Origin of the sequence: Cupriavidus necator A5-1 (assembly GCF_000744095.1) — a bacterium.
In the GTDB taxonomy this organism is placed as follows: Bacteria; Pseudomonadota; Gammaproteobacteria; order Burkholderiales; family Burkholderiaceae; genus Cupriavidus; species Cupriavidus necator_A.
The window spans coordinates 3,012,869-3,031,186 of sequence record NZ_JQLI01000008.1 but is presented as its reverse complement, the minus strand read 5'-3'; the positions used below and the strand labels follow the sequence as shown (position 1 = coordinate 3,031,186).

At 63.7% G+C, this 18,318-nt stretch carries 14 protein-coding genes and 1 pseudogene; 8 read left to right on the top strand and 7 right to left on the bottom strand.

Going from position 1 to position 18,318, the window contains the following annotated elements; translation table 11 throughout:
- Positions 1–68 precede the first annotated feature (68 nt).
- Positions 69–1,816, top strand: a pseudogene (locus K307_RS50115) (ShlB/FhaC/HecB family hemolysin secretion/activation protein).
- Positions 1,817–1,923: 107 nt separating this feature from the next.
- Here K307_RS50115 and K307_RS37875 read toward each other — a convergent pair.
- Together K307_RS37875 and K307_RS37870 are read right to left on the bottom strand one after the other, a co-directional pair.
- A complete protein-coding gene (locus tag K307_RS37875) occupies positions 1,924–2,358 on the bottom strand; it encodes a universal stress protein (RefSeq protein ID WP_042886208.1) in 435 nt (144 codons plus the stop codon).
- Between the two features lie 177 nt (positions 2,359–2,535).
- Positions 2,536–3,489 (bottom strand): LysR family transcriptional regulator, encoded by a 954-nt coding sequence (locus K307_RS37870; protein ID WP_042886207.1) that lies wholly within the window; start codon positions 3,487–3,489, stop codon positions 2,536–2,538.
- 261 nt (positions 3,490–3,750) lie between these two features.
- On the opposite strand from K307_RS37870, the gene K307_RS37865 reads away from it, so the two are divergent.
- The 7 genes from K307_RS37865 to K307_RS37840 all read left to right on the top strand — a co-directional run bounded on the left by K307_RS37865 (position 3,751) and on the right by K307_RS37840 (position 12,719).
- Positions 3,751–4,452 carry a haloacid dehalogenase type II gene (locus K307_RS37865; protein WP_042886206.1) on the top strand — a complete coding sequence of 234 codons (702 nt, stop codon included), beginning with the start codon at positions 3,751–3,753 and terminating at the stop codon, positions 4,450–4,452.
- Positions 4,453–4,501: 49 nt separating this feature from the next.
- A complete protein-coding gene (gene aceB / locus K307_RS37860; protein WP_042886205.1) occupies positions 4,502–6,088 on the top strand; it encodes a malate synthase A in 1,587 nt (528 codons plus the stop codon).
- A 616-nt stretch (positions 6,089–6,704) separates the two neighbouring features.
- Positions 6,705–7,244 carry a lecithin retinol acyltransferase family protein gene (locus tag K307_RS47000; RefSeq protein WP_080745450.1) on the top strand — a complete coding sequence of 180 codons (540 nt, stop codon included), beginning with the start codon at positions 6,705–6,707 and terminating at the stop codon, positions 7,242–7,244.
- On the top strand, positions 7,244–7,462 hold the full coding sequence (locus K307_RS37855; RefSeq protein WP_042886204.1) for a hypothetical protein: 219 nt from the start codon (positions 7,244–7,246) through the stop codon (positions 7,460–7,462). The genes K307_RS47000 and K307_RS37855 overlap by 1 nt, the downstream gene beginning before the upstream one ends.
- A gap of 409 nt (positions 7,463–7,871) precedes the next feature.
- The gene (locus K307_RS37850) at positions 7,872–8,990 is read left to right on the top strand and encodes a porin (protein ID WP_042887965.1); all 1,119 of its coding nucleotides are present in this window, start codon (positions 7,872–7,874) and stop codon (positions 8,988–8,990) included.
- A gap of 59 nt (positions 8,991–9,049) precedes the next feature.
- A complete protein-coding gene (locus tag K307_RS37845) occupies positions 9,050–11,215 on the top strand; it encodes an indolepyruvate ferredoxin oxidoreductase subunit alpha (RefSeq protein ID WP_042886203.1) in 2,166 nt (721 codons plus the stop codon).
- A 13-nt stretch (positions 11,216–11,228) separates the two neighbouring features.
- Positions 11,229–12,719 carry an indolepyruvate oxidoreductase subunit beta family protein gene (locus K307_RS37840; RefSeq protein WP_042887964.1) on the top strand — a complete coding sequence of 497 codons (1,491 nt, stop codon included), beginning with the start codon at positions 11,229–11,231 and terminating at the stop codon, positions 12,717–12,719.
- Positions 12,720–12,782: 63 nt separating this feature from the next.
- Here the strand turns inward: K307_RS37840 and K307_RS37835 are convergent, their stop codons facing one another.
- The 5 genes from K307_RS37835 to K307_RS37815 all read right to left on the bottom strand — a co-directional run bounded on the left by K307_RS37835 (position 12,783) and on the right by K307_RS37815 (position 18,251).
- Positions 12,783–13,562, bottom strand: a complete 780-nt coding sequence (locus K307_RS37835; protein ID WP_042886202.1) for a cyclase family protein — start codon at positions 13,560–13,562, stop codon at positions 12,783–12,785.
- Between the two features lie 49 nt (positions 13,563–13,611).
- Entirely contained in the window at positions 13,612–13,944 is a 333-nt protein-coding gene (locus K307_RS37830; protein ID WP_051975362.1) for a Zn-ribbon domain-containing OB-fold protein, read from the bottom strand.
- Positions 13,945–13,955: 11 nt separating this feature from the next.
- Complete coding sequence (locus K307_RS37825) at positions 13,956–15,110, bottom strand: thiolase family protein (RefSeq protein WP_042886201.1); 1,155 nt, start codon at positions 15,108–15,110, stop codon at positions 13,956–13,958.
- A gap of 46 nt (positions 15,111–15,156) precedes the next feature.
- Positions 15,157–16,506 carry an MFS transporter gene (locus K307_RS37820; protein WP_080745368.1) on the bottom strand — a complete coding sequence of 450 codons (1,350 nt, stop codon included), beginning with the start codon at positions 16,504–16,506 and terminating at the stop codon, positions 15,157–15,159.
- Positions 16,507–16,631: 125 nt separating this feature from the next.
- Entirely contained in the window at positions 16,632–18,251 is a 1,620-nt protein-coding gene (locus K307_RS37815; protein WP_042886200.1) for an ATP-dependent acyl-CoA ligase, read from the bottom strand.
- Positions 18,252–18,318: the final 67 nt, after the last annotated feature.

Sequence of the window (18,318 nt, the reverse complement as noted above, 5' to 3'; positions counted from 1 at the left end):
CACAGTTACACCGGGCAGCGCATCAATACCACGCCCGGTCCAGCACCTTTAGCATTCGTCGTAACAGCATGAAAAGAACAAAATCGTTTGCCACCATGCCCATCGCCGGCATGCTGATGGTTTCGGCATCCCTTCGCGCCCAGGTCATCGCCTCACCAGCACAATCCGCAGCACTCACCAATGCCGAACAAGACCAGCGCACTCGCCAGCAACAGGAAGCCCGTGAACGCGCCCAGACCGTTCAGACTCCAACCGTACGCGCCGCAGACATCGTTCCGGTCGAATTCGCGCCACTGCCCGCGGAGACGCCATGCTTCCGCATCGACCGCTTCACCCTCGACGTCCCCGCTGACCTGCCGGAGGCATCCCAACGGCAAGGCGCCTCTGCATTGCCGCAAGACCCATTCGCCTTCGCCCGCACGTGGCTCGACCACTACCAGGGCGCCTGCGTCGGCAAGCAAGGCATCGACCTGCTGGTAAAAGGTGTTTCCCAGGCGATCCTGAGCAAAGGCTACGTCACCACCCGCGTGCTCGTGCCCGAGCAGGATCTGGGTTCCGGCACGCTGCGCCTCGCTCTGATCCCCGGTGTGATCGGCGGGATTGCGCTTTTCGGAGCCGGATCTTTGGGGCACGTGGAAGAGCGCCTTTCCGGCCCGCCCCGGGTGACCTGCTGAACCTGCGCGAGCTCGAACAGGGCCTGGAGCAGATGAAGCGGGTGGCGAGCCAGGATGTGGATATGCAGATCATGCCGACCAGGGCTGCGGGCGTGAGCGATGTGGTGATTGCCGTCAGGCGCCGCAAGCCGTGGACGGTCGTGGCGTCGGTGGATAACTCGGGCACGCGCTCGACCGGCAAATGGCAGGGCAACCTGAGCCTTGGAATTGACAATCCGCTCGGGCTGAACGATCTCTTCAATGTGGGCTACAGCCAGGACCTTGGCTTTTCAAACAAGGAGCATGGCACGCGTGGCTGGAATGGCTATTACTCGGTGCCATGGGAATATTGGACAGCGATCCTGACGGCCAATACGAACAACTATTCTCAGCAGATTGCCGGGGTCAACCGGACTTTCGTCTCCAGCGGTCAGACAGAAACAGCGGACCTGAAGCTGCATCGGGTGCTCAGCCGCGGCCAGGACGACGTGTTCGGTATGCAGTTTCGCCTGACGCGGCGCTTTGGCAAGAGCTTCATCGAAGACACCGAGATCGCGCAGCAGCGCCGCAACAACACGGTGGTCGAGTTTGGGGTCACGCTTCGGCGCTGCGCAGTTTGACGGCAGCCTGGCCTATCGCCAGGGCGTCGGCGGTTTAGGCGCACAGGCGGATGTGCTGGGCCGCCGCCGGCGCGCCTACATGGCGCTTTCGCATGGTCGTGGCGGATGCCAATCTTTCGGCGCCATTCAAGCTGGGCGAGCAGTCGCTACGCTATGTCACCACCTTTCACGGCCAGTTCACCAACGACCGCCTGTATTACATCGACACGCTGACCATTAGCAGCCGCTACACGGTGCGCGGCTTCGACGGTGAAAACCTGCTGGCCGGCGAGCGTGGCTTCTACTGGCGCAATGAATTGCAGGCGCCGCTGGGCGGCAGCGGGCAGGCACTATACGCGGGCCTGGAGCTGGTGTTCGGGCCGACCACGGCAGCGCTGGCGGGCACGCAGCTCGCTGGTGCGGTGATCGGCCTGCGCGGCGGGCTGGGCTCCCCGTATGGGCTCGGTCTCGTCTGACCTGTTCGTCGGTACTCCGATCTACAAGCCCACCGCGTTCCATACTGCGGCGGTGACCGCCGGGTTGCAAGTGGTGTACCAGTACTGATGCTCGCAATTCGAAGCATGGTCTCAGCGCTTCCCACATTGACACTGGACCTGAAAGGAAAACGCCCCAAGAGTCGGGCTTCAGCTCTTGGGGCAGTTCATAGGCGCTCAGCGATAGACGATCACCGGGATGTCGGTATGCGTCAGCACCTTCTGCGTCTCGCTGCCGAGCAGCAGGCCCGAAAGCCCGCGCCGCCCGTGCGAGGCCATGAAGATCACATCGCAGCCATGGCGCTCGGCCGCGTCGATGATGCCGAGGTAGGGCACGGCAAAGGTCGACATGTCGGCGTCAAAGGTGACGCCGGCCGAGGTGGCCAGGTTCTCGACTTCCTTCAGGTAAAGCTTGGCCTGGTTCTCGATGCGGTCCTTGAAAGCTTGCGGCGCCTCGACCACGATTTCGCTGAACGGGGTGTACGGATATTCCTCCAGGCAGACATAGGCCGTGACGCGCGCGCCGATGGCCTTGGCGAGCTCCAGCCCGCCGTTGATGGCTTTCTTGGAGAGTTCCGAGCCGTCGGTGGGTAGCAGGATGTGTTGGAACATGCGGGGCTCCTTTTCTGACTAGGGAACGGGGCAGGCCAGCCGGGCAGGCATCCGGGGAGACGCCTCGGCGGCGGAAAGCGCCTGTCACGAATCCATTGTAGTCAGTGTGCCGAGAAGGGCATTGCGCAACATCAATTGCAACAAAAGTGCCTCAGATCACGCGAGCCGCCGCCTCCCTCAGCCCGCCAGCGCTTCGGCATTTGCGGGCACGACCGGCGCCTGCTCCGCCCGGCGCCAATAGGCCGGATTGCCGTAGGTGTTCTTCAGGTGGTCAATAAACAGCCGCACGCGCAACGGCAAGTGCTTGCGTTGCGGGAACACCGCGTGGATGCCGACCGGCGGCGCCTGGAAGTCGTCCAGCACCGTCACCAGCCGCCCCGTGGCGATCTCGCGGCCCACTTCCCACCACGAACGCCAGGCCAGCCCGTTGCCCTGCAGGCACCACTCATGCAGCACGGCGCCGTCGCTGCATTCCATGGTCCCGCCCACCTTGACTGTGACCGCGCGGCCGTCCTCCTGGAACACCCAGCCGCGCTGCACGTTGGCGCTGGCGCCAAAGGCAAGGCAATTGTGGCGCTGCAGGTCCTCGGGTGTCTTCGGGCGGCCCGCGCGCGCCAGGTAGTCGGGTGAGGCCACCACCACGCGGCGCGTCTCGGCCAGCCGGATCGACACCAGGCTGGAGTCGGGCAGGTCGCCCAGCCGGATAGCGCAGTCGAAGCCCTCGTTAACCAGGTCGACCACGCGGTCCGACAGGTCCAGCGTGATGCTCACATCGGGGTGCGACTCAATAAACAGCGGCACCAGCGGCGCCACGTGCTTGCGGCCATAGCCCGCCGGCGCGGTCACGCGCAGGTGGCCGCTGGCCTTGACGCCGCCGGCCGACACGCTAGCCTCGGCATTGTGCAGGTCGTTCAGGATGCGCTGGCAGTCCTCCAGGAAGGCCGAGCCCTCGAAGGTCAGGCTGATCTTGCGCGTGGTGCGTACCAGCAACTTGACGCCCAGGCGCTCCTCCAGCGCATCGATGCGTCGCCCGATAATGGCCGGCGCCACGCCTTCGGCCGCCGCCGCTGCCGACAAACTGCCGCGCGAGGCGACGGATACAAAAGTCTCCAGTTGCTTGAAATGGTCCACGAATGTTCGCCCGGGGTCGCGCTGATTGTGCTGGCACGGTCACGTGGGCAGGCTTTCTGCGCGCGTGCGGCCGGCAATGGGGAGGATTTGGTGCGGAGTATCGTTTTAGTCAGCCAAGATTAGTGGTCGAAAAGTAAAAGATCAAGTGACCCGGGGCACCTTTGCCGCACTGCAGCGTCTCCCTACAATGCCATGCATCCATCGGTGTACAGGGCCACGCAGTTGTGGTCCTGCCAGAGACATACGGTTGCCCCAGCCCTCATGAACAAGATCCGCGCAGTCGTCTTCGATGCCTACGGCACGCTGTTCGACGTGTATTCCGTCACCGCGCGCGCGGAACAGCTGTTCCCGGGCCGCGGCGAGGCTCTGGCTTTGCTGTGGCGCGACCGCCAGATCGACTACACCCGCATCCGCACCATGGCCGCGCCCGACGGTGCGCGCTACAAGCCGTTCTGGGCGATCACCGTGGACGCGCTGCGCTACGCCGCCGAGCGCCTGAACCTGGCGCTGGACGAGGCCGCCGAAGCGCAGCTGCTGAAGGAATACGCCTGCCTGTCGGCCTTCCCGGAGAACCTGGGCGCGCTCAAGCGCCTGCGCCGCGCCGGGCTGCCGCTGGGCATCCTGTCGAATGGCAATGCCGAGATGCTGGACATTTCGGTCAAGAGCGCCGGCATGGCTGGGCTCTTCGACCACGTGCTGTCGGTGGACGCCGTGCGCCAGTACAAGACCGCCCCCGCTGCGTACGCACTGGGACCCCTGGCGTTTGGCCTGGACGCGCAGGACATGCTCTTTGTCTCGTCCAACGGCTGGGACGCGTGTGGCGCCACCTGGTACGGCTACACCACCTTCTGGATCAACCGTGCCGGCCATCCGGCGGAGCGGCTCGACGTAGCCCCCTCCGGCACCGGGCACGACATGAACGACCTGCTTGAGTTCGTCCGCGCCCGTGGCGTGGCGGTGTAGCAGGCCCCCCAATAACCAAGCTATCACTATCGTTTACAGGAGAACACTGATGGCTATCACGCTGCCCGCGGGCATGAAGATTACCGGCGAAACCCTGCCGGCCTACGAAGATATCCTCACGCCGGAAGCCCTGGCCCTGGTAGACAAGCTGCACCGCGCCTTCGAGCCGCGCCGCCAGGAACTGCTGGCCGCGCGTGTGGCACGCGCCAAGCGCCTGGACGCCGGCGAAATCCCCGACTTCCTGCCGGAAACCAAGAACATCCGCGAAGGCGACTGGAAGGTTGCCCCGGTGCCCAAGGCGCTGGAATGCCGCCGCGTGGAAATCACCGGCCCGGTCGAAGCCAAGATGGTCATCAACGCCTTCAACTCGGGCGCTGACAGCTACATGACCGACTTCGAGGATTCCAACACCCCGAACTGGCACAACCAGCTGCAAGGCCAGGTCAACCTGAAGGCAGCCGTGCGCCGCACGCTGACCCTGGAATCCAAGGGCAAGCAGTACAAGCTGCACGACAAGATCGCCACGCTGCAGGTGCGTCCGCGCGGCTGGCACCTGGATGAAAAGCACGTCACCATCGACGGCAAGCGCGTCTCGGGCGGCATCTTCGACTTCGCGCTGTTCCTGTTCCACAACGCCAAGGAGCAGATCGCCCGCGGCGCCGGCCCGTTCTTCTACCTGCCCAAGATGGAAAGCCATCTGGAAGCGCGCCTGTGGAACGACATCTTCGTGATGGCGCAGAACGAGATCGGCCTGCCGCAAGGCACGATCAAGGCCACCGTGCTGATCGAGACCATTCTCGCCGCATTCGAGATGGAAGAGATCCTGTATGAGCTGCGTGAGCACAGCGCTGGCCTGAACGCCGGCCGCTGGGACTACATCTTCTCGTGCATCAAGAAGTTCAAGAACGACAAGGACTTCTGCCTGGCCGACCGCGCCAAGGTCACCATGACCGCGCCGTTCATGCGTGCCTATGCGCTGCTGCTGCTCAAGACCTGCCACCAGCGCGGCGCTCCCGCCATCGGCGGCATGAGCGCGCTGATCCCGATCAAGAACGATCCGGAGAAGAACGCCATCGCGATGGAGGGCATCATCAGCGACAAGCGTCGCGATGCCACCGACGGCTACGACGGCGGCTGGGTGGCCCACCCGGGCCTGGTCGAGCCGGCGATGAAGGAATTCGTCGCGGTGCTGGGCGACAAGCCCAACCAGTTCGAGAAGCAACGCCCGGACGTGCAAGTGAAGGGCGCCGACCTGCTCGACTTCAAGCCGGAAACGCCGATCAGCGAGCACGGCCTGCGGATGAACATCAACGTCGGCATCCACTACTTGGGCGCCTGGCTGGCCGGCAACGGCTGCGTGCCGATCCACAACCTGATGGAAGACGCCGCCACCGCCGAGATCTCGCGCTCGCAGGTGTGGCAGTGGATCCGCTCGCCCAAGGGCAAGCTGGAAGATGGCACCAAGGTCACGGCTGAGCTGGTGCGCAAGCTGATCCCGGAAGAGCTGGCCAAGGTGAAGGAACTGGTTGGTGGCGATACCAAGACGTATGACCGTGCTGCCGAGATTTTTGAGCAGATGTCGACGTCGGAGGATTTTGCTGAGTTCCTGACGCTGCCGTTGTATGAGGAAGTCTGAGTTCCCTCAGTGAGTCAGCAGCAATGAAACCCGCGGCCTGGCCGCGGGTTTTCTTTTGGGTGCTTTGTCACGACATCGGCGACAGTAGGACGGAGACTGCACGCAGTCACGGTGATTTGAAATTTCGGAGCGGAAGGGCGGAGGTCGCCGGCCGGGAAGCGAAAGCCATTCGCGCATTCCAGATGGCTCACTGGGCTCTCAGGACGTCTTGCGGCGCGCGCCCCGGTCCCACGCCTATACCCGAGTATGAGCGTTCGAAGCCAATGTAGGGGCCGCGCCAGCCCTCCGTAGAGTGGGTTTTGTGGCGCCCGCCGCCTACCCTTGTTTCATGGCCGGTGCGATCGAGCAGTGCGCTCGTAAAACGCCGAACGGCCAGTTTTGAAGGTACCGTGAATTAGCAGAAAAACGTGTATCGGCGAACAATGGAACTGCACCGCATTTGCCTGCGATAGCTGGCGCAATGCAAATCTGAAATGAGCGCAGTGAACCCATTTCCCGAGGAGGGACCTCCTCGGAGGGACTCGCTTTGCCTTCAGTTCGAGGAGCGGTGATTAGCGCTTCGGTGGTTCCGCCAATGGTACTGAATTCATCGCATCTAAGCTATCAGCGGCTCGCCATGGAAACTCTTTATTTTGATCGGTTTGCAGCTTCGCCAGAGTTGGCGAGCACGGAACGAATTATCGGAGTCGGCGCCCATCTTATTAGTGAGCGGGACGGCTACGCGCACCACGGCATTTATGCGGGAGATGGTCGGGTCATTCACTATGGTGGCTTTGATCGTTCCGCGAAGCGGCGCCCCATAGAATACATTTCATTGCGCGGCTTTGCGGCAGGAAAGGGGGTAAGAATTCAGGCTGAACCGGATGCGATCTATGCCGGAACCGAAGTGGTGGAGAGGGCAAAGTCCCGCCTCGGCGAAGACCGGTATCAGTTCCTGACCAATAACTGCGAACACTTCTGCACATGGTGTGTGTCAGGCGTCGAGCGGAGTGAGCAGGTATGCCGATGCTTACGGAATCCATGGGTTGGCATCAAGACGCTGTTTGCGCTCGCCAGGGTGGAAATTCATGCTTTCCGTGAAAGGCGAGTTCGCCGGCATCGTCACGCTTATCTCGCTCATGCGAATCCTTGCTACCTATTCCTCCGGAGTCGCTGATGTCGCATGACGCCTTCCTCATCGCCGCCAGAACAAGAATTTCCTGCGTCTCCCGCCAGCTTGCCGGCGCGAGTTGGCAAGGGGCATCCCTGCTTTCGGACTTCGCGTTACAGATGATGACCGCGTCCATCGTAGGAAGCATGATATTGATGGTGGTTGCGTCCTCCATGTACGTCATGGCTATCGCGCTTCTTCGCGGTGGCGGCGTCGTGCGCTAATGCGGCCCAGCGAGTTGGGCTGTTGGTTTGGCTAGCCAGGCTAAGAAAGGGCTGAGTCCTGGACGGCAGGGGACTCAGCCCTTTCAGCTTGCGCCTCCTGGCATCAGGATCAGTCCTGTTTATGCGTAACATAATCCGCATCAATTTGACCTATATATTGCGCGTTCCTATACTGTCCTCGTCTGGACGAGGAATGGTGCATTACGACTCGAACCTGTCAGGCACTGGCTGCTGTTAATGGGCAGGGCGCAATTAACTTGATTTCACTTCCCTTCACCAGCGAGCCATCCACTCGTTGTCTCGATTCCGAGGAAACGTAGCGTTATCCGGATCCATCCAGACGATTCCGCGCGAACAAGCGGTTCTACAGAATTAATGAACCACAGGGACAAGGAGGAGAATGAACAAGATGGCAAGATGCCATATCTGGCTCGCTGCATTCGCGGTGATCGCTGGCAGCGCGCATGCGCAATCGACGAGTGTCACGCTCTATGGCGTCGTCGATGCCAATATCGAATACGTAAGTCACTATTCAAGTATCACCCCAACCCCCGCCAACGGGCTTTCTCGTGGTCCGGCGGAGAATCTTTTCCGCTTGAGCTCAGGCGGACTATCAGGTTCTCGCTGGGGTCTGCGCGGCGTAGAGGACTTGGGTGGCGGCTGGAAAGGGCTCTTTGTCCTCGAAAGCGGCTTCGGCCTGGACGATGGGAAAAGTCAGCAAGGCGGCCGGCTCTTCGGACGGCAGGCCTTTGTCGGCATCCGTAGCGATCAACTCGGCCAGTTGTCCTTTGGCCGGCAATATACAAGCATATTCGAGGGTTTTGCGAATTTCTCGCCTGGCGGCTTTCCGACCCAGTACGAGCCGGTGGTGGTCGAAACAGGGTTGAACCACCGCTCGGACAACACCGTAAAGTACAGCGGCCAGTTCGGAGGGGTCACTGCTTTCGCTCACTGGTCGTTCGGCAACGGTGTGGCAGGTGGCGGTGAAGTCCCGGGTCAATTCCGACGCGACACAGGGTACGGTGCGTCATTGGGCTATGCCAGTGGTCCCTTTGGCGTGGCGGTGGTCTATGACCAGTACAGCCCGACGCTCAACGCAGCAGGTGCCACCGGGGATTTCAAGAAGGCCGGTGCAGCAGCCAGTTACAGCTTCGGCGCCGCCAAAGTCATGGGTGGATATCGTTGGGGGCGAAATGCCGATGCAAGCGGGGTGACCTTGCTGCGTGACAATTTCTACTGGCTTGGCGGAACCTATCAGGTCACGCCCGCGATAAGCCTGGCTTTGACTTATTTCTACGACGACGTAAAAAACCTGGCCGGCACCAACATCAAGAATCCGTGGCAAGTTTCATTCATCGCGGACTATAGCCTCTCCAAGCGTACCGATATCTATCTGACGACAGCCTACGTGAAGGAGTCGGGCATCAATTTTGATACCTCGGCGATCGGCTTCGCCAACGGTTACTTCCTCGGGACCGGAAAAAACAGCATGTTCGCTGCTGCCGTGGGGATTCGACAGAAGTTCTAGTGTTGTTCTAGTGTTCCACGGTATCTGTTACTCGGGCCACGTATTCTCAAGGAAGTACTATGGCAGAGCGGTCATTTGTCGAAGAAGTGAAGAAGTTGCGCCTGGGCGCCGGCGAGGTGTTCAGCGGCGAGGGCATCCTTGCCGTCACCAAGGCGCTGCTGGAATCGGGCGTGGCGTACGTGGCCGGCTATCAGGGCTCGCCGATTTCCCACCTGATGGACGTACTGGCGGACGCACAGGACATACTGGCCGAGCACGGCATCCGCTTCGAGAACAGCGCGAGTGAAGCCACCGCCGCCGCCTCGCTGGCCGCCTCGGTCAATTATCCGCTGCGCGGCGCGGTCACCTTCAAGGCGACCGTCGGCACCAACGTGGCCTCGGACGCGCTCGCCAACCTGGCCTCCGGCGGCGTGACCGGAGGCGCGCTGATCATCGTCGGCGAGGACTACGGCGAGGGCTCGTCGATCATGCAGGAGCGCAGCCACGCCTTCGCCATGAAGTCGCAGATGTGGCTGCTCGACCCGCGCCCGAACCTGCCGTGCATCGTGCAGGCGGTGAAGGACGGCTTCGACCTGTCCGAGGCATCCAACACGCCCGTGATGCTGCAACTGCGCGTACGTTCCTGCCACGTACACGGCCAATTCGTGTCGTCGGACAATCGCCGCTCTGCGTTCACGATTACCGACGCGCTCGAGAACCCCATGCGCGACGTTAATCGCATCGTGCTGCCTCCCGCGAGTTTCCTGCACGAGCGCGAGAAGATCAGTCAGCGCTGGCCCGCGGCCGTGAAGTTCATCGAGGACCGCAGGCTCAATGAGTTCTTCGAGGGTGACGGGGACGAGAACTTCGCGAACCTCGGCATTGCGGTGCAGGGCGGCAGCTACAACACGCTGATCCGTGCACTGGAGCAGCTCGGCCTGGCCGATGTGTTCGGCGAATCGAAGATCCCGCTGTATGTGATGAACGTGGCCTACCCGTTGATCGACGCCGAGTGGGAGCGGTTCTGCGCCGGCAAGCAGGCCGTGCTGGTGCTGGAAGAGGGCCAGCCGAACTTCGTCGAGCAGAACGCCGCCAACATCCTGCGCCAGCAGGGCGCCGCCACCGCGTTGCACGGCAAGGACCTGCTGCCGCTGGCCGGCGAATACAACACGGCTGTTGTCCTTAAGGGCCTGCGCGCCTTCCTGGCGCAGTACGGCAAGATCGAGCCTGTGACGGCGCCCGCCCCGGCGAAGAAGGTGATCCCGCTGGTGCTCGAGCCGGCGAAGCCGGTCGACGAAAGCGTGCATGCACGGCCGCCCGGCTTTTGCACCGGCTGCCCGGAGCGACCCATCTTCACCGCGATGAAACTGGTGGAGCGCGAAATCGGCGCGCACCACGTCAGTGCCGACATCGGCTGCCACCTGTTCTCGATCCTGCCGCCCTTCAACCTGGGCAACACCACCATGGGCTACGGCCTGGGCAGCGCCAGCGCCGCGGCGCTGAACGCGCCCGGCGGCAAGCGCGCCATCTCCGTGATGGGCGACGGTGGCTTCTGGCATAACGGCCTGACCAGCGGCATCGCCAACGCGGTCTTCAACAAGAGCGACAACCTGACCATCGTGGTCGACAACAGCTACACGTCGGCCACCGGCGGGCAGGACATCCCCTCGTCCACGGCGCTGAATACCACACGCAGCACCGGCCACGCCATCGAGGCCGCGGTCAAAGGCGTTGGCGTCAAGTGGGTGCGCACCATCCGCCGCACCTATGACCTGAAGACGATGAAGGCCACGCTGAAGGAGGCGCTGACCACCGGTGCCAGGGGTCCGAAGGTGCTGATCGCGCAGAGCGAATGCATGCTGAACAAGCAGCGCCGCGAGAAGCCGAAGACGCGCAAGGCGATCGCAGACGGCCAGCGCGTGGTGCGCGAGCGCTTTGGCGTGGATTCGGATACCTGCACCGGCGATCACTCGTGCATCCGTCTGTCCGGCTGCCCTTCGCTGACGATCAAGCCCAACCCGGATCCGCTGCGCACCGATCCCGTCGCCTCCGTGCTGGACAGCTGCGTGGGCTGCGGCCTGTGCGGGGAGGTCTCGCACGCCGCCGTGCTGTGCCCGTCGTTCTACCGCGCGCAGATCGTCACCAACCCGACCCGCTGGGACAAGCTGCGCCAGCGCATGCGCGGCGCAGTGATCGGCTGGCTGCAAGGCCGTGACGCCGCCCGCCGCGCCCGCTACGCATTCTGAGAGCGTCATCGTGATCAAGGAAAAACCCATCAAGATCGCCATCCTCGCCATGGGCGGCGAGGGCGGAGGCGTGCTGGCCGACTGGATCGTCGACCTGGGCGAGCATAACGGCTGCATCGCCCAGACTACCTCGGTGCCGGGCGTGGCCCAGCGCACCGGCGCGACCATCTACTACGTCGAGCTGTTCCCGCGCGACGTGGCGGAGCGTGCCGGCCGAACGCCAGTGCTGGCGCTGATGCCGACCCCCGGCGACGTCGACGTGGTGCTCGCTTCCGAACTGATGGAAGCCGGCCGCGCCGTCCAGCGCGGGCTGGTGACACCGGACCGCACCACGCTGGTGTCGTCCACGCACCGCGTGTACGCCATTGCCGAGAAGTCCGCGATGGGCGACGGCCGCGTCGACAGTAACGAACTGATCGGGCACGCCAGCAAGGCTGCAAAGCGCTACGTGCGCTTCGACATGGCCCGGGCCGCCGAGGAAAACGGCAGCGTGATCAGCGCCGTGCTGTTCGGCGCGCTGGCCGGCACCGGTGTGCTGCCATTCAGCCGCGTGCAGTTCGAGGCCACCATCGAGCGCGGCGGCGTGGGCGTGAAGCCCAGCCTGCGCGCCTTCGGCGCGGCGTTCGCCACGGCTCAGTCGGGCGATGTGGGCGCCGATGCCCCCAAGGCGCCGGGCGAACTGAAGCCGCAGGACGACAGGGTCGCGCAGGTGCTGCAACGCGCCAGGGCCGAGCAACTGGTCGAGATCTATCCGGTGGTCATCGAAGGCGTGCGCCGCCTGATCGACTACCAGGACGTGGCCTACGCTGGCCTGTACCTCGACCGCCTCGGCACGGTGCGCTTCACCGCAGGCAACGATATCGCACTGTTGCGCGAGATCGCGCGCCATCTGGCGCTGTGGATGTCTTACGAGGACACCATCCGGGTGGCCGACCTGAAGATCCGCGATGCGCGCTTTGCCCGCGTGCGCGACGAGGTGCGCGCCGGCGACGACCAGATCCTGGCGATCAACGAGTTCATGCACCCGCGCCTGGAAGAGATCTGCGAAACCCTGCCCGCCGGCCTAGGTCGCTGGCTGGGGAAGCCGCACATCGTCAACCGGCTGGTGCGCCGCCTCACGCAGGAAGGCCGCGTGGTCACCACCAGTTCGCTACGTGGCTACCTGATGCTGTGGACCGTGGCCCGCCTGCGCGCCATTCGCCGCAGCACGCTGCGCTATCAGCTGGAGACGCAGCGCATCGAAGGCTGGCTCAGGCACGTGCTCGACGCCGCGCGCATCAACCCGGCGCTGGCGCTGGAGGTGGTGCAGTGCCAGCGGCTGGTCAAGGGCTACAGCGACACCCATGTGCGCGGCCTGACCAACTACCAGACCTTGATGGACGCCGTGACGCGCGCCGGGGCGAAACTGGCGCCCGCCACGCTGCGCGAGCTGCGCGAGGCGGCGCTGGCGGACGAGCACGGCAGGAAGCTGAACGCATTGCTGGGCCAGCACGGGCTGGCCTGAGCGGGGGAGGCGCCTTTTGCCAAGGCGCCCCACCTCACAGGGCTTTCCAGAGCAGCCCCGAACTTACACCTCGACCAAAGCAAGAACCCGGCACGGGCTACCCGAGCCGCGCCGGATCTTGAGCGGGGGCGTGATCAGCATCGCACCGGTCGGCGGCAGTTTGTCGAGATTGACCAGGCTCGCCAGGCCAAACTTGTTGTTTCCATGCATGGTGCTATGGCAGGGAAACGGGTGCTTGAATGCGTAGGCCTGCCCTGCGTCGGTGCCGACGGCCTCCGTCCCCCAGCCCATCACATCGCGCTCGCTGGCGAGGAAGGCCGGCAAGTCAGGATGACCACCAGGCGTGTGCCCGCCGTCCTCCCGCATATTCAGGAAGGCGTCCGGATCGGTGCGCAGCGACCAGTCGGTGCGCATCAGCACCCACGAACCCGCCGGGATGCGACCATGCTGGTCTTCCCACTGCTCGACGCGTTCGACGGTAAGGAGGTAATCGGGATTCTCCCGGGTTTCCGCCGAGACATCGATCACGCATGCCGGCGCGACGAACTTCTGGACGTCGATCGTGTCGGTTGCGTTGTTCTCGAAATCCTTGCCGGTAATCCAATGAATCGGCGCATCGAAATGCGTGCCAGTGTGCTCACCGCACGAAATGTTATTCCAGTACCAGGCGGGCCCGCGCTCATCGAAGTTTGAAATCTCCTCGAGGCGAAAGGGCGCGCTCTGCCCGTATTGGGGAGGCAGCGGAATGATCGGGGTACGTGGATGCAAGGTCTGGCTCAGATCGACCACGCGAATCGCACCGCTTTGCAGTGCCTGGGCAAACTCCATCAGCATTTTGGTCATGCCTCCTTCAGGTTGGCGAAGAGCGAGGCTTCGCCGCGCTCGTCTGTGTTCATCGAATCTGCGGGTCTGGGACGCTCTGACGCGCGGCGTGTCCGAGCACGCGCATTGCATCGTCCAGTTCCAGCCACAACGTGTCGCCGGCGTGCATGGGCTTGTCGAGACGGGCGATTACGCGAGGGCCGGCCGTCGTCCTGACAGTGGCCAGATGCACTGCTTCGCCGTGTTGTGCGCCAACGCGATGGCGCACCGCCGTTGTTTCTTCAATGGTGCCTGCTTCGACGACTTGCGCTTCCCAGTCGGCGACGCCGCAGTGCGGACAGAAATAGCGCGCGGGGAATACGACCGTGTCGCATTGCCCGCAACGAAAAACGACCAGGTTCATCAATTCGCTCCTTACCCCACTCGCTCAAGCACCACCGCGTTGGCACACATGCCGTAGCGATACTCGACCATGCCGTAGCCGCTTACGGCGGCAAGCCGGGCATCGGCCACTTGCCGTTCGCCAGCTGCGCCGCGCAGTTGGACAATGGCCTCGACCAGGCCATGCATACCACCTGCCGCGCCCGCCTGGCCGGCGGAAAGCTGTCCGCCCGAGGTATTGACCGGCAGTTCGCGCGTGCCGATGCGCGCAATCAGGCCACGTAAATCCCCGTCCGGCGCAAAGCCAAGGTCTGCCAACTGCACCAGGGCCATGACCGGGTAATCGTCATACACCGAGACCAGGTCCATGTCCCGGGGACCGGCGCCGGCGTGCTGCCACAGGCCATCGGCCAGCGCGGCAAGCCCGGTCTGCAAGCCGTCTCCGGCCTGATGATCCGCGTTGTAGCGGCATTCCAGCGCCCGCACGCGTACGGTGGGCGCTCGGCGCACAAGGTCGGCACGGGCCACGATCACCGCGTTCGCGCCACAAACCACAGGCACGCAATCGAAACGGCAGAGCGGATCGGCCACCATCGGCGCGGCCAGATACTCGTCGAGCGTGAGGGGCGTGCGGTACACCGCCCCCGGATTCCCCGCTGCCCAGGCGCGCTGCGCCACGCACACGGCGCCGTAGTCGCGCCGCGTAAATGCGTGGCGGCGTGCATGCCGCTCTGTCAGCATGGCGAACAGGCTGTTCGGCCCGCCGTTCTCCAGCGGCCTCAGGTAGGTGCTGGTCGTCACGTTGTAGTGCTCGACCAGTTTCCTGAAGTCGTCCGGCGTAAAGCGATCGCCACTGAGCAGTGCGATGACCGAGGCGTCGCCGTGCTGGATCGCGCGCACGGCGTGCTGCAGCATATTGATGGCGCTGGCGCCACCGTGGCAATCGTCCATGCACCAGCGCGGACTGAGGCCGAGGCGCCAGGCCATGTCGATCGCATGATCGGGGGCCAGCGTAAAGGATGCGACGCCCAGCCCGTCAATCTCACGGGCGTTGAAGCCCGACTGTTCGAGCGCGGCGCCGAACGCCTGCGCGAGCAGGTCCGCGGTGCTGTGGTCCGGCGTCTGGCGGCGATAGGGCACCTCGACGCCGGCTGCCAGTACCACGTTGTCATCATCACGAATCGACATTCAAAGAAGTCCTTGCGTCGCAGTTTTTCGATCGGCTGGTTCTTGCCTATTTCGCCTGCCGGCGGGCGGTCTCGTGGGTGAAAAACAGAGAAACCACGGTAATCGCGCCCATGCCCACCAGCAGCCACGCCACCGGCCAGGGCGAGTGATAGTGCGCCAGCATGGCGGTCGCGGCCAGAGGCGCCAGGCCGCCGGCGAACACCGAGGCGAGTTCATGCCCGAGCGCCATGCCGGAGTAGCGCACTTCCGTGCTGAACAGTTCTCCCATCAGGCTCGGTTGCGTCCCGATCATCGCGCCATGGCACAAGGGGTTGGCAAGCAGGAAGGCGAGCCAGATCAGTTCGGGCGTGCGGGTGTCGAGCAGCCAGAAGAAGGGGAAGGCGATCACCACTAGCCCCACGGCGCCGATCATGTACACGGGCTTGCGGCCGATGCGGTCAGACAGCTTGCCCCACAGCAACATGGCGGCCAGCTCGACGCACATTGACACCATCACGCCGGCCAGGACGATCTGGTTCGGGATGCCGATGAACTTGGCGTAGACCAGGGCGAAGGCAAGGAAGATGTAGGAGCCGCCGTTTTCCGCCACGCGCAGGCCCATTGCCATCAGGATTTCCTTCGGGTGCTTGCGGATCACCTCGAGCACGGGCAGATGCGCCTTGCGGCCGGCTGCCTGCGCTTTGGCGAATTCCCGGCTTTCCGGCAGGCTCGACCGAATGTAGACGCCCACGCCAAAGATCAGGATGCTGGCGAGGAAGGGCACGCGCCAACCCCAGCTCATGAACTCGGTTTTCGGTAGGGCCTGCACCGCGAAGAAGGCGGCGGACGACAACACGAAGCCGCCGCCGACCCCCAGCTGGCTCCACGATGCGTAGTAGCCACGCTTTTCGGGCGGTGCGCTCTCGCTGATCATCAGCACACCGCCTCCCCATTCGCCGCCCGAGGCAATGCCTTGCAGCAGCCGCAGGAACACCAGCAACGCGGGAGCCCACAGGCCAATCTGGTTGTAGGTCGGCAACAAGCCGATCAGGAAGGTCGCGCCGCCCATGATCGACAGCGTCCACACGAGTGCGCGCTTTCGGCCATAGCGGTCGCCCATATGGCCGAACAGGATGCCGCCGAACGGCCGGGCGGCAAAGCCGACCGCGAAACCGGCGAACGCCGCCAGCGTGCCGACCAGGGGATCCGTCCCCTGGGGAAAGAACAGCTCGCCGAACACCAGCGCAGCGGCGGTGCCGTACAAGAAGAAGTCATACCATTCGAGGGCGTTGCCAGCCACCGAGGCAACGACGATGCGGCGCAGCGCCTTGGCGTCGATTGGCTGGGATGCCGCCGCAGTGTCGTGCGTACCGTAGTCCGTACCGCCGACGGTGGATAAAGTTTCCGTACTGGCCATGCCTGTCTCCTGATGTACTTTGTCATGTATGCGATGCGTCGGGATGCATCGGCCACGCAGCGACGTGGCGTGCATCCTTCTTGATGATTGCCAGCGGGCTTCTCGGGGCCTGCTTGTGGCGCGCCTCATGAGCGCTTGAGGCGGTATCCGGAAGTCTCCAGATCCCAGGTCTGTGCGGTCACGCCGCGTTCGCGCAATTTGTATTTCTGGATCTTGCCGTTCTCGGTCTTCGGCAACTCGCGCGCGAATTCGACATATCTTGGCACCGCAAAATATGGCAGGCGCGGTTCGCAGTACTGGATGAGTTCCAGCGGATCGAGTCGCGCATCCTCGCGCAGGGCGATCATCGCCATCACTTCGTCCTCGGCAAGCGCGGACTGCACCGCGAACACCGCAGCGGTTTCGACCGCCGGATGGCTGAGAATGACTTGCTCGACTTCAAACGAGGAGATGTTTTCCCCGCGGCGGCGAATGGCGTCCTTCTGGCGGTCGACAAAACGATAGTAGCCATCGGCCTCGCGCACGACGCGGTCGCCGGTGTGGAACCACAGGTTGCGCCAGGCTTCCACGGTCTTGTCCGGCATGCCGAAGTAACCGCTGGCGAACGCGAACGGCCGGTCGGCACGCAGGATCAGTTCGCCCGGCTCGCCATCCGGTACCGGCTGGTCATGGTCGTTCACCACGCGCGCCTCGAAACCTGCGGCCACCTGGCCCATGTAGCCGGGGCGTTGCTGCTCGATACCGCCACCGATGGCGAAATTGGTCTCGGTGGAACCATAGCCATCCAGCAGACGGATGCCGCAACGCGCGGTAAAGGCTTCCTGGAACTGACCGGGCACGCCCGGAGCCAGCGCGATACGGACGCGGTGCGCGCGCTCGGCCGCGGTGACCGGGCGGCTGAGCAGTATCGGCACCATGGCGCCCAGCACGTAGGTCACGGTGGCGCGCGTCGCCACCAGGGCATCAAAGAAGCCGCTCGCGGAAAACCGGCGGTCTACCACCAGTTCCGCATCATTAAGCAAGGCCTGATAGAAGCTGCTGAATGCATTGGTATGGAACAGCGGCAGGCAGGTGTAGAGCACATCTCCCGCCGTCACCCCGAGATGACGCCCCGTGTAGTGCCCCCACCAGTAAAACTGGGCATGCGGGCAGATCACACCTTTGGACAGGCCCGAGGTGCCGGAGGTGTACAGGATGGCGAGCGGGTCGCCGTCGGCAAGCGCAGCGGGCTCAAGTGGCGCGCCGAGCGGCGGCAACGGCATGGTTTCCCATTGTGTCGGTGCTGCCGCTTCGCCAGATGCCTCGCCGATCAGCCAGATTCGCTCCAGCGCGAGATCCTGGGTATCGAGCGCCGTGACAGCGCCGACAAAATGCGCTTCGGCCACCAACAGGCGCGCACCGCAATTTCTCAGGATGTGTTCGAGTTGCAGGCCGCGCGAGGCCGTATTGATGGGTACCACCACTGCGCCCAACCAGGCGCAGCCGAGCACGACCTCCATGAACTCGGCGCGATTCGAGCAGAGCAGGGCAACACGGTCGCCTCGCGCCACGCCATCGGCTGCGAGGCTGCCGGCACGGCGGGCTGCCACGGTGCATGCGTCGTTGCCGCTCCACCGTGTCTGACGGTCCGAGAATAGTGGTGCATCCCCGTGACGCGCGGCACGCGCGGCCAGCAGCGCCGGCAAGGTGTAGTTATTCGCCACGCCAGAGTCCTGGCTGCCACAATGTTTGACGGTTGTTTCCATTTGCCCCATTCCTCTACCTGTGAAGCCAGTATAGAAACGGGTAATATATAGGTCAAATTGATCGGGA

Bases quoted from the DNA above. Each gene is read 5' to 3' on its own strand.
- aceB (WP_042886205.1), top strand. From the start codon at position 4,502: ATGGCTATCACGCTGCCCGCGGGCATGAAGATTACCGGCGAAACCCTG.
- K307_RS37850 (WP_042887965.1), top strand. From the start codon at position 7,872: ATGGCAAGATGCCATATCTGGCTCGCTGCATTCGCGGTGATCGCTGGC.
- K307_RS37815 (WP_042886200.1), bottom strand. From the start codon at position 18,251: ATGGAAACAACCGTCAAACATTGTGGCAGCCAGGACTCTGGCGTGGCG.
- K307_RS37855 (WP_042886204.1), top strand. From the start codon at position 7,244: ATGTCGCATGACGCCTTCCTCATCGCCGCCAGAACAAGAATTTCCTGC.
- K307_RS37875 (WP_042886208.1), bottom strand. From the start codon at position 2,358: ATGTTCCAACACATCCTGCTACCCACCGACGGCTCGGAACTCTCCAAG.
- K307_RS47000 (WP_080745450.1), top strand. From the start codon at position 6,705: ATGGAAACTCTTTATTTTGATCGGTTTGCAGCTTCGCCAGAGTTGGCG.
- K307_RS37830 (WP_051975362.1), bottom strand. From the start codon at position 13,944: ATGAACCTGGTCGTTTTTCGTTGCGGGCAATGCGACACGGTCGTATTC.
- K307_RS37835 (WP_042886202.1), bottom strand. From the start codon at position 13,562: ATGACCAAAATGCTGATGGAGTTTGCCCAGGCACTGCAAAGCGGTGCG.
- K307_RS37845 (WP_042886203.1), top strand. From the start codon at position 9,050: ATGGCAGAGCGGTCATTTGTCGAAGAAGTGAAGAAGTTGCGCCTGGGC.
- K307_RS37820 (WP_080745368.1), bottom strand. From the start codon at position 16,506: ATGGCCAGTACGGAAACTTTATCCACCGTCGGCGGTACGGACTACGGT.
- K307_RS37865 (WP_042886206.1), top strand. From the start codon at position 3,751: ATGAACAAGATCCGCGCAGTCGTCTTCGATGCCTACGGCACGCTGTTC.
- K307_RS37825 (WP_042886201.1), bottom strand. From the start codon at position 15,110: ATGTCGATTCGTGATGATGACAACGTGGTACTGGCAGCCGGCGTCGAG.